This is a genomic window from Denitratimonas organivorans (assembly GCF_037478135.1).
GTDB lineage: Bacteria > Pseudomonadota > Gammaproteobacteria > Xanthomonadales > Xanthomonadaceae > Denitratimonas.
The window spans coordinates 87,490-101,691 of the sequence record NZ_JBBHDV010000001.1 but is presented as its reverse complement, the minus strand read 5'-3'; the positions used below and the strand labels follow the sequence as shown (position 1 = coordinate 101,691).

The following is a 14,202-nucleotide window of genomic DNA, read 5'->3' as shown; positions in this document are numbered from 1 at the left end:
GGCAGCGGCGTCCGCTCAGCGGCGCGGTTCGTACAGCAGCGCGGATTCGGCCGGAATGTCGGCCACCTGCATCCATCGCACCCAGACCGTGCCGATGGCATCGTCCATCACCACCGAATCCCGGCCCAGGCCCGTGCTCAGCAGTTCCTGACCTTCGACATTGGACGAGATCACGAACACGAAACGCGGTGCCTTCTCTGCCGCGACCGGCATCTCGGCCTCTTCACCGATGGCGGCGATCAGATCCTCCATGATGCGTGCCGGATGCGGGCCGGTATCGGTATGCGCGAGATAAGCCGATGCCGGCGATGTCACTTCACGCGGCTGCCAACCCGGCGCTTCCGGCCCGGTTGCGGACGGCAATTGCAGGCAGGGCGTGCCCAGGCAATCAGCCGCTGCGGATTGGGCCGTATCCAGCAGCTTGCGCGCCGCCATTTCCACGCCGGCGCGCATGCCCTGACGCGGTGCCATCGTGAAACGCCACGCCACGTTCGGCCCTTCGCCAAAACTTTCGACCGGTGCCAGATACTCCTCCTCCACATAGGCCGCCAGATCCGCATGGCGCGCGGGGCCGAGGTTGAAGCGCTGGATCTGGACCTGATGAACGAGACGCTCCGGCGTTTCCACGTCTTCCACCACATGCCACTCCACGCGGTAACGCGCATGCGGCAGCAGCCCTTCGAGATGGTCGAGCAGCAACAGCGCGCGGACGGGTGCGGCCAGATCCGCATCCGGGTGGAACACCGAAGTGCCCGACGCAGGGAAGCGCTCCGGCGCGTAGTACGCATCGCTTTCCGCAGTGCCCGGGTCAACCTGCTTGAATCCGGGTGCCGCTGCCCACCACTCACCATCCGGCACGCCCTCCGGCGCCGCGCAGGCCGTGGCGACGATGCCGGCGGCCATCAGGCCAACGAGGAACTTGAACTGCTTGTGCACGATATGAACCTTGCTTGCGGGGCCAGCCTGTCTGTACGCGATGCGCCGGCCGATCCGGACACCATCACGCACCCGCACGCCAAACCAGGCAGCGGTTGTTGGCGGGCATTTCGATATCGGCCAGCAGCCGCAGCCCGGCGGCTTCGGCCAAGGCATCGACGGCTTCGAAATCACGGATGCCCGAGCGCGGATCGCGGGCCTTCAGCCAGGCATCGAACTGGCGGTTGCTGTCGCTGGTGTAGGCGCCGCCGTAGTTGAACGGTCCGTAGACGATCAGGGTATCGCCGCTATCGGCCAGCAGTTTGCCGACGCCTTCAAAGAGCGCCTGCACGCCATCCCAGCCCATGATGTGCAGCGTGTTGGCGCTGAACACCGCGTCCACGTCCAGCGCCGGCCACGCCGCCAGCACATCCAGTTCCAGCGGCGCCGGCGTGTTCGGCAGGCGCGCATCGTCGAGCCAGGCGCGGATGCCGGGCAGGTATTCGGCGCGGTCGCTGGCCTGCCATTGCAGCCACGGCATCGCGGCAGCGAAAAACACCGCGTGCTGGCCGGTGCCACTGCCGATTTCCAGCACCTGGCGGCGAGTTGCGAAGTGTTCGCGCAGCACCGCCAGGATCGGCTCGCGATTGCGCTCGCAGGCCGGGGAGTGGGGTTTTTCCGGCATCGCGTTGCCCATGCGATCAGGCCGGCGCCAGGCTGCCGATATCGATCACGAAGCGGTACTTCACATCGCCAGCCAGCATGCGTTCGTAGGCCTGATTGATCGCATCGGCGCGGATCAGTTCGATGTCGGCGACGATGCCGTGTTCGGCGCAGAAATCCAGCATTTCCTGGGTTTCCGGAATGCCGCCGATCAGCGAGCCCGCGAGCGAACGGCGCTTCATGATCAGGCTGAACACGTTCGGCGACGGGTGTGGCGTGGCCGGCGCACCGACCAGCGTCATCGCGCCGTCGCGCCGCAGCAGAGCGAGGAAGGCATCCAGATTGTGCGGGGCGGCGACGGTGTTGAGGATGAAATCCAGTTGGCCGCGCTGTGCTGCCATTTCCTCGCGGTTGCGCGACACCACGACTTCATCCGCGCCCAGCGCACGCGCCGCTTCGCGTTTGGAATCGGAGGTGGTGAAGGCCACCACATGCGCACCGAGCGCATGCGCCAGCTTGATGCCCATATGACCCAGCCCGCCGATGCCGACCACACCAACGCGGCTGCCCGGCCCGACCTTCCAGTGCCGCAGCGGCGACCAGGTGGTGATGCCGGCGCACAGCAGCGGTGCCACAGCGGCCAACTGCGATTCGGAATGGCGCACGCGCAGCACATAACGCTCGTGCACCACGATCTGCTGCGAATAGCCGCCCAGGGTGTGGCCCGGCGCATCCGGCGTGGCGCCGTTGTAGGTCCCGACCATCGCGTCGCAATAGTTTTCCAGCCCGTCGCCGCATTCATCGCAGCTGCGGCAGCTGTCGACGATGCAACCCACGCCGACCAGGTCACCGGTCTTGAAGTTTTCCACCGCATCCCCGACCGCGCTGACGCGCCCGACGATCTCGTGTCCCGGCACGCAGGGGAACAGCGTGCCGGCCCATTCGGCCCGCACCTGGTGCAGATCGGAATGGCAAACGCCGCAGTAGGCAATCGTGATCTGCACATCGTGCGCGCCGGGCGTACGGCGGGGAATCTGCATCGGTACCAGCGGCTGATCGCCGGCTTCTGCGCCATACGCGTGGATCAACATGGGAATGCTCCTTGAAGTAGTGAAAATCGGATCAGTGACCGCTGCGTTCGGCCGCACTGGCCTGGCGTACGGCGCGGAACTCGCTGTCGGCATCCCATGCCGGCCAGTCGACCGAATTGGCCACATCGTGCACCAGTTGCAGCACGACATCGGTATCGGCGGTCGGGCCGCGCATATCCCACCAGTCGCCAAACTCGTCGCTGGGCTGGTGGTAGTGCCTGGCGAAGTATTCGGCACGCGCCGCCATGCCGCCTTCTACTCCGCCATCAAGCTGGTCCATGCCCGGGCCGACGGTGATCGCCGGCACGCCGGCCTGCGCGAAGGCGAAATGATCGGCGCGGTAGAACAGCCCGGCTTCCAGATTCGGATCGCTGGAATAACCACGCCCGCGCGCCTTCGCGGCGGCGGCAAGATCGCGCTCCAGCGACACCTTGCCCAGACCCCAACTGGAGATATCACGCGTGGGGCCGTCCGGACTCCACATTTCCATATTGACCACCGCTGCGGTCGTGGCCAGCGGGCGCAACGGGTTGGCGGCGTAGTACGTCGCGCCGAGCAGGCCGCTTTCCTCGGCCGTCAAGGCGATGAACAACACGCTGCGCGCCGGCGCCTCACCCAGTGCCATGACCCGCGCGATCTCGATCATCGAGGCGATCGCGGTGGCGTTGTCGACCGCGCCATTGATAATCGCATCGCCGCTTTCGTCCGCATCGCCGATGCCGAAACTGTCCCAATGACCGGACACGATCACGGTTTCTTCGGCCTGCGCACCACCGGGCAGCAGGCCGAGCACATTGCGGCTGATGATGCGGCTGCGCTCGACTTCGAATGCAGTGGAAAAGCCGATCCCCTGCATCGCATGGGCGCGGAAGCCGTGCTGCTGCGCGGCGCGCTTGGCCTCATCGAAATCCAGGCCGGCCTCGGCGAACAGGCGCTGCGCGGTGGCCAGCTGGATCCAGCCGCGCACCGGCAAATGGAACGCCGCCGCATCCTCGCGCACGATGTCGAACTGCGGCGCACCGCGGCCATTGCGCACCGTGGCCCACGGATACGCGGCCGGTTCGGTTTCGTGCACGATCAGTACGCCAGCGGCACCGCGCTGCGCGGCCTCGATGTACTTGTAGGACCAGCGCCCGTACCAGGTCATCGCGCGGCCACCGAAGCGGCCCGGTTCGGTTTCGAAATCCGGATCATTGACCAGCACCACGACCAGCTTGCCGGCCACGTCCAGCCCGGCGTAATCGTCCCAGTCCAGTTCCGGCGCGGTGATGCCGTAGCCGGCGAAGACCACCGGCAGTTCGCGCAGGTCGATATCGCTGTCAGGGTGCAGCGATTCGAGCGCGATGTCCTCGCCGTTGACCAGTTCCCAGCGCGTGCCGTTGAGCGAAAAAGCCGCTGTCACCGGACCGTTGATGACCATCTTTTCCAGCGTCACGGCCTGGGTCCAGCCGCCGTTTTCGCCACCGGGCTGAAGCCCGGCGGCGGCGAACTGTTCGGCAATGTAGGCCACGGTCTTTTCCTCGCCCGGCGTGGCCGGGGCGCGGCCTTCGAACTCGTCCGAGGCCAGCATGCGCAGATGCTGCGCGAGGCGATCGGAGTGGATCGCGGCAGCGTCCTCGGCCAGCTTCACCACAGGCGCCGCAGGTTTCTGCGCCGGTGGCGCCTCGTTGCCGCAGGCCGCCAACAACAGCACCGCCAGCAGGCCGGATACACGCTTCATGGTTTGCACTCCAGATCAGGATGCGCCCATTGTGCCTGCGGCGCCGCACCTTGTGCTGGCACCGGCCCCGGTGCGATGGCAGACTGCCTGCCGCAACCGGCCACCACCGTGCCCCGGACCATCCGGGCTCACACTGCCGGGGCCCACGTCTTCTGGAACCGTGCCGTCTGGAACCGCCATGCCCACCCGTCCACCTGCGGCAATCGCCGAAGCGGCACGCGCACTGGCCCACAAGGAATGCGCGGCGATCCAGCAGGCGCTGGATTCCCCGGCGCAGGTGCACGAAGCGATCCATTCGGCACGCAAATCGATCCGCCACCTGCGCGCGCTGCTGCAACTGGTCGAAGACCGGATACCTGACGCGCAACGGGCCGACCGCATCCTGCAACGGGTCGGCGACAGTCTTTCCCGCCTGCGTGATGCGCATGTGGCGATCGCCACCGCCAGCCGCTTCATCACCGAGGATGGGCCGGAACACTGGCTGCCGGTGGTACAGCACCTGACCCGGCGGCGCGATTCGCTGCTGGAAAAGACCCTGGCACGCGACCCGGCCTTCGCCCGCCGCCGCACGCGGATCGAACGCGTGGCGCAACTGCTGGAACAACTGGACTGGGCCCGGATCCGTGGCAAGGATCTGCGCCACGGGTTGGAAAAAGGCCAGCGCCGGGTGGAAAAGGCCGCCCGTCGCGCCGCGCGTGATCCGGACCCGGACAATCTGCACCGCTGGCGCCGCCGGGTGCGCAAACTGCGCATGCAGATGGAAGCGGTGAAACGCATCGCCCCGGACATCGCCAAAAGCGCCGCGCAGAGCAGCACCAGCAAGCAGCTCAAGGCGCTACACACACTCAGCGACCAACTTGGCGATTGTCAGGATCTGGACGTGCTGCAAACCCTGCTCGACCGCATCCCCGCCTTGCCCCAGCGCGACCACCTCCGCGCCTGTATCCGCGCCAGCGCAACCCTGCCACCGCTACCGGGTTGATCTCGGAAAAGCCCAGGCTCGACTGGTCACCTGCCACTCCAGGTTCGTCGGTTCCGCCGACATCGCAACCAGCCGCACCGGTGAAGTTATCCGCGCCAGTTGGCGTTGTTTTCCCAGAACGCGACAGCTTTGCGGTAAGCATCGCGGTCCAGTGGCACGCCGGAACCGCCCTCTTCCACCCCGAGCGCGTTGCGCATCATCGTGATCGGGGCCATCGGGATTTCTTCGGGTTCAGCGGTGTAGATGCAGCCGACCACGCCCCAGTCGCCGTCGATAGGTGAACCTTCTTTCGCCAGTTGTCCGGCGCTGTACAGGATCACCACGAGGTAATCCGCCACCGGCGGCTCGACGCCTTCGAACCAGCGCACCAGCACCGGCAGTTCCTCGCGGCTGCGGGCCTCGTAGGCCGAGCGCAGCAGGTGGCGGTTGGCGTCGGTGATCGGCACCGTCAGGCAGCGGGTCGAAGTCCAGTTGCGGTGCACATGCAGGCGGCAGAATGGCGCGTAGCCGGGCAGCACCTTGAACGGCGGCTCGTCGTTGAGGCGCTGCTCAAACTCCTCCGGGGTGCAATCCTGGATGGTGTTGGCGCGCGGCGGGCGCGGAAACAGGCGGGTACGGGCAAACGGCGTCAGGATGATCGACATGGCAGGCAACAGCTTGGCAAAGCTGCCAGCCTACCCATTGGCCGCCGCGGCGCCAACGCCGCGACACCGCTTCGCGACGCGAAAAGCACGCAACCACGCGCGAAATCCGGCCAAGTCGCGTTAACCTGCGCGACAGACCACAAAAACCGCCCGAGGGGAGCGCATGGACCAGACCACCGCGAACGAGCGCTACAAAGCCGCCGGCGCCCTTTATCGCCAGGGCCGCCACAGCGAGGCGCTGGAAATCCTTGATGAACTGGTTGCCGCCACTCCGAATGCCGCGCCGTTGCACTTCCACCGCAGCCGCTGCCTGCGCGCGCTGCGGCGCGAGGCCGAGGCCATCACCGCGCTGGACCGGGTGCTGGAGCTGAGCCCGGATTACGTCCCTGCGCTGTTGGCCCGGGTCGAACTGGCGCGCCACGAGGGCGAAACCTTCGACGCATTGCCGCTGCTGCAGCGCGCGGTACAGCAGGAGCCTGACAACGCCCGCGCCCTGTTCCTGCTGGCCGAAGCCGGGCTGATCCAGGCCGCGCCCGGCTCCACGGAGGAGGCCGAGGCGCTGGCGCACCTGGAGCGCAGTCTGGAACGGGATCCCGGGCAGGCCGAAAGCTGGGCCTGCCGTGCCGAATTCCACGCCAGCCGCACCTTCACCGAAGACAGCGGCGAACACGTCATCACCGATCTGGTCGGCATGCGCCATGACCGGCGTGCGCTGGAACAGGCGCTGCACGACTACCAGCGCGCCGCCGAACTGGAACCTGGCAACCGCTTCGACCGGCGCATCGCGCAGCTGGCCGAACGCCTTGGCGACTGGCCGCTGGCCACCGCCTGCCTGGACCGCATCCTGGCACGGATGGCGCCGGATGCGCCCGGACGCGAACTACTGGTCAACGAGCGCGACCGCTATGCCGCAGGCGAGGCCGGCGCGCGTGACGAGATGGCGAAACTGCTGGAACAGGCCGGTGACAGCGATGGCCACGAACGCACACTGGAAGAAGACACCGCCCATGCCCTGACCCACGCCGCCGCCGCGCTGGTGCGCCAGGGCAGCGACCTGCCCGGCGCGCTGGATGCGCTGATCGACGACGAATCCCCCGAGGCCCTGCAGGCCACCACGATCGCGTTCCAGCTCTACAACTACGCGCACGAGCCGGCACCGGACCTGATGGAAGTGGACGCCAGCGATTACCCGCGTTACCAGCGCGCCCATGCCGACGCCTGTGAAAAGGCGCTGGCACCACTGGGCTATGTGCCGCTGGCCGACGCCGAGGCGCTGGGCATCACCAGTTCGCAGGGCTCGCGCGCGCTGATCCGCATCTTCCACCACCCCGAATACGGCAGCGCCGCGGCCTTTGCGCTGAAACCCAAATGGCCCGGCCTGCTCGGCTTCCTCATCCTGCTGCTGACCGGAAAATGGAAGGCGGCCTGCATGCTGGAATGCGCCACCCGGCTGGACAACGGCCTGTTCCTGCACAGCCGCGCCGCCGGCCCGGACCCGTTCGACAACAGCGCGATCGAACGCCTGCGCTTCGATTTCCTGCCGGCCGGCACGCCACCGCAGCACGTGGCCGAACACCACATCCAGCGGATCCAGTCACAGCTGGCCGAAGGCGCCAGCGTGGTCCCAGCCGACTCGCTGGAAGCGATCGAAGCCAACTGGCAGGAAAGCAACGAACTGAAGGCGCAATACCGCCAGAGCATTGGCTACGTCACTGATACCGAACTGCGCGCGCTGCTGGGCAAGCACCACGACACCCTTGCCGGCCTGATCCGCGATCGGCTGGCACTGATGGGCGGCTGATGACGGCTGGCGTGCACTGCGCGCCAGCACGCATATTGTTCAACCACCTGCCCCGGTCATGCATCACGGCGCCACCGGCGCCTCCTCCTTGACCCGGAACCAGGCCGCGTACAGCGCCGGCACGAATACCAGGGTCAGCACCGTGGCCAGCAGCAGGCCGCCCATGATCGCCACCGCCATCGGGCCGAAGAAATCGCTGCGCGACAGCGGGATCATCGCCAGGATCGCGGCCAGGGCGGTCAGCACGATCGGGCGGAAGCGCCGCACCGTGGCATCGACCACGGCCTGCCAGCGCGGATGGCCGGCGGCGATGTCCTGTTCGATCTGATCCACCAGGATCACCGAGTTGCGCATGATCATGCCGGCCAGCGCGATGGTGCCGAGCATCGCGACAAAACCGAACGGCACCCGGAACACCAGCAGGAACAACGTCACCCCGATCATCCCCAGCGGCGCGGTCAGGAACACCAGCAGCGAGCGCGAAATGCTGCGCAGTTGCAGCATCAGCAAGCTGAAAACCACGACCACGAACAGCGGAATCCCGGCCGCGACCGAAGCGCCGCCACGGGCCGAATCCTCGACCGTGCCGCCCACTTCCAGCAGATAGCCGGGCGGCAGCCGTTCGCGCACCGGTTCCAGCGTCGGCAACACCTGCGCCACCACCGTGGCCGGTTGCAGGCCGCCGTGCACATCGGCACGCACCGTCACCGTCGGCAGGCGGTTGCGGTGCCAGACGATGCCTTCCTCGAAACCGTGCTCCAGCGTCGCGATCTGCGCCACCGGCACGCTCTGGCCATTGGCGGTCGGCACCGCCAGGGAACCCAGCAAGGACAGCCGCGCGCGTTCTTCCTGCGGGCCGCGCAGCAGAATCTGGATCAGCTCGTTGCCCTCGCGGAAGGTACTGACCTCCATCCCCGACAGCGAGCTTTGCAGAAACTGCGCCAGATGCGCCGAGCTGACACCCAGTGCGCGCGCGCGCTCCTGGTCCAGTACCAGACGCACGATCTTGCTGGGTTCCTCCCAATCCAGATTGACGTTGGCCAGATGCGGATTTTCCCGCGCCCGCGCCGCCACTTCGCGTGCCAGCGCTCGCACTTGGTCGATATGTTCGCCCGACACCCGGAACTGCACCGGATAGCCGACCGGCGGGCCATTCTCCAGCCGTGTCACGCGCGCGCGCAGATGCGGGAAATCCTGCTCGAACAGCGCGATCAGTTCGTCGCGCAGCCGTTCGCGGGTTTGCAGATCATCGGCCAGCACCACGAACTGGGCGAAGCTGGTCTGCGGCAGCTGCTGGTCCAGCGGCAGATAGAAACGCGGCGAGCCGGTGCCGACATAGGCGACGTAGTTGTCGATGCCGTCCATCTGTTGCAGGCGTGCTTCCAGGCGTTCGACCTGGGCCTGGGTGGCGTGCAGCGACGCGCCTTCGGCCAGCTTCAGATCGACCAGCAGTTCAAGCCGGGTCGAAGACGGGAAGAACTGCTGCGGCACGAAGCGGAACAGCGCCACCGATGTCACGAACAACGCCAGCGTCGCCACGATCACCAGCCGCCGCTGCCGCATCGCACCCTCGACGATGGCGCGGAAGCGGCGATAGAAACGGGTCTGGTAGGGATCGTGCAGGCCGTCATGCCGCTTGGCGTTGCCGGCATGCGGATCGGGCAGCAGCTTGTCGCCCAGATACGGCACGAACACCACCGCCGCAATCCAGCTCACCAGCAGCGCGATCGTCACCACCTGGAAGATCGAACGGGTGTACTCGCCGGTGCTCGACGCCGCCGTGGCGATCGGCAAAAAGCCGGCGGCGGTGATCAGGGTGCCGGTCAGCATCGGGAACGCGGTACTGGTCCAGGCGAAGCTGGCGGCGCGGATGCGGTCGTAACCCTGCTCCATCTTGATCGCCATCATCTCCACCGCGATGATCGCGTCGTCCACCAGCAGCCCCAGCGCCAGCACCAGTGCGCCGAGCGAAATCTTGTGCAGGCCGATGCCGAATCCGTGCATCAGCGCGAAGGTCATCGCCAGCACCAGCGGGATCGACAGCGCCACCACCAGCCCGGTGCGGAAGCCGAGCGAGAAGAAGCAGACCACCAGCACGATCGCCACCGCTTCGGCCAGCACCTTGACGAATTCGCCGACCGAACCGCGCACTGCCGCCGGCTGGTCGGAGACTTTCTGCAACTGCATGCCCAGCGGCAGGTTCTGTTGCAGACGCGCCAGTTCGGCATCCAGCGACTTGCCCAGTTGCAGGATGTCACCACCTTCGCGCATCGAGACCGCCAGCCCGATCGCATCGCGCCCCATGAAGCGCATCTTCGGTGCCGGCGGATCGGAGAATCCGCGCCAGACCCGCGCCACATCGTCCAGCCGGAAACTGCGCTCGCCCACCCGCACCGGGAACGCTGCGATGTCGTCCACCGTGTCGAAACGCCCGGACACACGCAGCTGCACGCGCTCGTCCGGGGTTTCGAAAAAGCCGCCGGGCAGCACCGCGTTCTGTTCGTCCAGCGCCGCCTTGATCGCCTGCAGCGGAATGCCCAGCGTGGCCAGCTTGGTGTTGGACAACTCGATCCAGATCTTCTCGTCCTGCAGACCGATCAGTTCGACCTTGGCCACATCCGGCACGCGCTGCAGTTCGATCTCCAGACGGTCGGCGTAGTCCTTCAACACCGCATAGTCGAAGCCGTCGGCGGTCAGCGCGTAGATATTGCCGAAGGTGTCGCCGAACTCGTCGTTGAAGAATGGCCCGATTACGCCGGCCGGCAGCGTCGCGCGGATGTCGCCGACCTTCTTGCGCACCTGGTACCAGAGCGCTGGCAGCTCGCGCGAACGCAGATTGTCGCGCGCCACGAAGATCACCACCGATTCGCCCGGGCGCGAATAGGCCCGCACGAATTCGTAGCTGCCGGTTTCCATCAGCTTGCGCTCGATCCGGTCGGTGACCTGACGCGCCACCTCCTCGGCCGTGGCGCCGGGCCAGATGGTGCGCACCACCATCGCGCGGAAGGTGAACGGCGGGTCTTCACTCTGCCCCAGCTGGTTGTACGACCAGACCCCGAGCAAGGCCAGCAGCACGGTCGCGTACAGCACCAACGAACGGTGCCGCAGCGCCCAGGCCGAAAGATTGAAGCGGCTGTTTTCCATCAGCGTGCTTCCGCCAGATCCAGCGCGCGGTTGTCGTGGTCGACCGGGCGCAAACGCTGGCCTTGCCCGACCAGATGCACGCCGCCGGCCACGACCCAGTCCTGCGGCGTGAGTCCATCGCCGACCAGCGCCTCGCGCTCGCCCCAGCTGTTGATGTCCACCTCGCGCCGCTGCGCCGTCAGCGTCGTCGGATCCAGCACCCAGACGAAGGCCGCGCCCTGTTCGCCACCGACCGCCGCCAGCGGCACCGCCAGCACGCCGGCCTGCGTGCCGCTGACCAGAACGCGTGCGCTCTGGCCCAGCTCGACCAGGTCATCCGGCGCCTGGAAGGCCACACGCGCTGCGAAGGTACGGGCCTGCGGATCGGCGGCGGCGGCCAGTTCGCGCACCGTTCCCGGCCAATGCCGGCCCGGCTGCGACCACAGTTCCACCATCACCGCCTGGCCGACGTAAAACTGCCCGATCTGCAATTCCGGCACGCTGATCGCGACTTCGCGTGCGCCCTCGGCGGCCAGCACGAAGACCGTCTGCCCGGCCGCGACCACCTGTCCGTCCTCGACCTGGCGCGCCAGGATCACGCCGGCCTGCGGCGCGGTCAGCTGTGCGTAGCCGCGCTGGTTGCGCATCACCGACAGCTGCGCGCGGGCGTTTTCCTGCTGCGCGCGGGCCGCCTGCAGCGCCGCCTGGCGGGCCTCGAACACCGAGGCGCTGACCAGCCCGCGCTCGCGCATGTCGGCATAACGCGCGTATTCGGATTCGGCCAGCGCCAGTTCGGCCTGTGCCGCCGCCAGTTGCGCCTGCGCCGCCTGCGCCTGCAAGGCCAGATCGGCGGCGTCCAGTTCGGCCAGCAGCTGATCCTGTTCGACCCGGCTGCCCACATCCACCAGACGCCGCGCCACCTTGCCGCCAACACGGAAGGCCAGCGCCGCTTCCTGGCGGGCGCGCACTTCGCCGGAAAACAGCTGCATCCCGCCCTGCACCGCACGCGGCTGCACCACGATGGCCGGACGCGGCGGTGGCGGTTCGCTCTGCACGCCATTGCAGCCAGCCAGCAGCAGCGCCAGCACCACGCCCGCGCCGAATCCGGTGATCCCGTTCCTCTGTGTATTCATGCCGGCGGCCAATAAGTAAACTGGGCGGTACAATATAGTTCCTGAACCGATCAGTCCACTAATTATTTTCCCATGCCGACCCTGCCCGCCTCACCCGCCAGCCCCGGTCCCGGCCGCCCGAAAAGCGCCAAGAAGCGCAGCGCGATCCTCGACGCTGCCGGGGCGCTGTTCCTGGAGGCCGGCTTCGATGGCGTCAGCATGGATCAGATCGCCGCCGCCGCCGGGGTGTCCAAGCTCACCGTCTACAGCCACTTCACCGACAAGGAGACCTTGTTTTTCGAGGCGGTGAAGGCGCGCTGCGAGGAACAGCTGCCCGACGATCTGTTCGCGCCGCCGCCGGACGGCCCGATCGACCAGGCGCTGCGCAGCATCGGGCACCGTTTTCATGCACTGCTGGCCAGCACCGATTCGATCGCACTGCACCGGATGATGCTGGCCGATCCGCGCAACGTCGAACATCTCGGCACGCTGTTCTGGAACGCCGGGCCGGCGCGCATCATCGCCGGGCTGGAAGCCTTCCTGCGCAGCGCCACGCAGCGCGGCGAGCTGGATATCGACGATACGCGCGAGGCCGCCGGCCAGTTCCTCTGCCTGCTCAAGGGCGAGGTCAACCTGCGCATGCTGTGCGGGCCGGTCGGCTGCGTGCACGGCGATGATGACGCCGCGCACGTGGATTCGGTGGTGACGCTGTTCCTGCGCGCCTACCGCCCGCAGCGCGGCTGACGCGGCCTATTCCCAGCAGCGGTCGCGGCGCCCGCCCAGAGTCGCTTCGCGGCCGCAGTCACGCGGAGCGATGCGGCCTTCGGGTTGTTCGTGCAGCGTGGTGCCGGCAGCGCCGTCACGGCGCAGTTCGAACGCGTCGTAAAGCTGCCCGGTGACGGTGTGGGCGCGGTAGCTCAGCACGTCACCCTCGATACGGATCACCTGGAACAGCTGGGTGTCCTCGCCCACCGGCGCCATGCTGCGGCGCGCCTGATCCGAAAGCCGGTACTGCTTGGCCCCGGCCACGCTGACGATGTACTGCGGCGTGGCACGTTGCGGATCGTCGCCACCGCGTCGGCCATAGGTGTGGTCGTGGCCCTGCAGCACCAGATCCACGATGTGGCGTTCCAGCACCGGCTGCAGGTGTTCGCGCAACAAACGATTGTCGCGGCCTGCGCGCGGCGAATAGACCGGCTGGTGCAGCAGCACGATCGACCAGCGCTGCGGGTTGTCAGCCAGCACCTGATCCAGCCAGCGCGCCTGCGCCGGTGCCGCGCCCAGATCCAGCGCCGAAGTGCCATCGACCACGGCGAAACGCACGCCCTGCCAATCGAACCAGTAGCTGCTGGCTTCCACGCCCGGCGCGCCATTGCCCGGCAGCGCGAAATGCGACCACCACTGCGGCCCGAGCACGCGCCGCTCCTGTTCGGTGTCCTCGTGTTCCTTGTAGAACTCGTGGTTGCCCGCTGCCGGCGCGAACAGCATCCGCGCCAGCGGTGCGGTGGCGTCGAACCATTCGCCCCACTCGTCGTCATCGACCGCTTCGCTCACCAGATCGCCGGCGAACAGCACCAGATCGGCGTCCGGCGCGAAGCGCACCGCCTCGTACGCGACACGCGTGCCGAGACTGGCGTTCTTGTTCTGGGTATCGCCCAGATAGACGAATTCCAGTGGCGTGCCCGGCGCCGCAGCGGTGCGCAGTTGCCGCCACGGACTCCAGCTGCGGTCGCCCTGCACCCGCCAGGCGTAGAGCCGGCCCGGCTCCAATCCGTCCACGCGTACCTGGTGGTGATGCGCCAGGCCATTGCCGGCCAGCAGTTCGTGCGTGCTGGCGCGCAGTTGCCGCGGCGCACCATGTTCGGCCCAGGCATCGGGCGAATCGCTGGCCGGGCTGATTTCCAGCAAGGGTTCGCGCACGGCGGTATTGGTGCGCCAGCTGACCGAAAAACCGCGCGCGCCATCCTGCGCCGGCAATGCCACGATCCGATCCGGCAAGGGCGAAGGCGCATAGCGCTGCACACCGGCCGGCAGCAGTGTGTTCGGCTCCTGGCTGCGCGTTGTGGCATCGGCCTGCGGTGCTTCCGCGTGCAATGCGAACACGGATGCCAGCAGCAGTCCGCCGCCGATGGTTTGCATGAGGTTTTTCAT

The 14,202-nt window shown here is 67.4% G+C and carries 11 protein-coding genes; 3 read left to right on the top strand and 8 right to left on the bottom strand.

Going from position 1 to position 14,202, the window contains the following annotated elements; translation table 11 throughout:
* Nucleotides 1-15 precede the first annotated feature (15 nt).
* From WDB66_RS00415 to WDB66_RS00400, 4 genes are all read right to left on the bottom strand, one after another.
* Nucleotides 16-936 carry a hypothetical protein gene (locus WDB66_RS00415; protein WP_339396451.1) on the bottom strand — a complete coding sequence of 307 codons (921 nt, stop codon included), beginning with the start codon at nt 934-936 and terminating at the stop codon, nt 16-18.
* Nucleotides 937-1,000: 64 nt separating this feature from the next.
* Nucleotides 1,001-1,612, bottom strand: a complete 612-nt coding sequence (locus tag WDB66_RS00410; protein ID WP_489670802.1) for a DUF938 domain-containing protein — start codon at nt 1,610-1,612, stop codon at nt 1,001-1,003.
* A gap of 4 nt (nt 1,613-1,616) precedes the next feature.
* A complete protein-coding gene (locus WDB66_RS00405) occupies nt 1,617-2,669 on the bottom strand; it encodes an NAD(P)-dependent alcohol dehydrogenase (RefSeq protein WP_339396450.1) in 1,053 nt (350 codons plus the stop codon).
* Nucleotides 2,670-2,700: 31 nt separating this feature from the next.
* Nucleotides 2,701-4,389 (bottom strand): M28 family metallopeptidase, encoded by a 1,689-nt coding sequence (locus WDB66_RS00400; RefSeq protein WP_339396449.1) that lies wholly within the window; start codon nt 4,387-4,389, stop codon nt 2,701-2,703.
* A 178-nt stretch (nt 4,390-4,567) separates the two neighbouring features.
* Here WDB66_RS00400 and WDB66_RS00395 point away from each other — a divergent pair, with 178 nt between their 5' ends.
* A complete protein-coding gene (locus WDB66_RS00395; RefSeq protein ID WP_339396448.1) occupies nt 4,568-5,371 on the top strand; it encodes a CHAD domain-containing protein in 804 nt (267 codons plus the stop codon).
* Between the two features lie 86 nt (nt 5,372-5,457).
* On the opposite strand, the gene WDB66_RS00390 is transcribed toward WDB66_RS00395, so the two are convergent.
* Nucleotides 5,458-6,015: a DUF3228 family protein gene (locus WDB66_RS00390; RefSeq protein WP_339396447.1), complete on the bottom strand. Its 558-nt coding sequence runs from the start codon at nt 6,013-6,015 to the stop codon at nt 5,458-5,460.
* Nucleotides 6,016-6,178: 163 nt separating this feature from the next.
* Between WDB66_RS00390 and WDB66_RS00385 the strand changes: the two genes are divergently transcribed.
* Complete coding sequence (locus WDB66_RS00385) at nt 6,179-7,816, top strand: tetratricopeptide repeat protein (protein WP_339396446.1); 1,638 nt, start codon at nt 6,179-6,181, stop codon at nt 7,814-7,816.
* Nucleotides 7,817-7,879: 63 nt separating this feature from the next.
* On the opposite strand, the gene WDB66_RS00380 is transcribed toward WDB66_RS00385, so the two are convergent.
* Together WDB66_RS00380 and WDB66_RS00375 are read right to left on the bottom strand one after the other, a co-directional pair.
* A complete protein-coding gene (locus WDB66_RS00380; protein WP_339396445.1) occupies nt 7,880-10,960 on the bottom strand; it encodes an efflux RND transporter permease subunit in 3,081 nt (1,026 codons plus the stop codon).
* Entirely contained in the window at nt 10,960-12,072 is a 1,113-nt protein-coding gene (locus tag WDB66_RS00375; RefSeq protein ID WP_339396444.1) for an efflux RND transporter periplasmic adaptor subunit, read from the bottom strand. Before WDB66_RS00375 ends, WDB66_RS00380 begins: the two co-directional genes overlap by 1 nt.
* A gap of 72 nt (nt 12,073-12,144) precedes the next feature.
* Here WDB66_RS00375 and WDB66_RS00370 point away from each other — a divergent pair, with 72 nt between their 5' ends.
* A complete protein-coding gene (locus tag WDB66_RS00370; RefSeq protein WP_339396443.1) occupies nt 12,145-12,795 on the top strand; it encodes a TetR/AcrR family transcriptional regulator in 651 nt (216 codons plus the stop codon).
* Between the two features lie 6 nt (nt 12,796-12,801).
* Here the strand turns inward: WDB66_RS00370 and WDB66_RS00365 are convergent, their stop codons facing one another.
* Nucleotides 12,802-14,202, bottom strand: coding sequence for a purple acid phosphatase family protein (locus tag WDB66_RS00365; protein WP_489670801.1), 1,401 nt, complete (start codon nt 14,200-14,202; stop codon nt 12,802-12,804).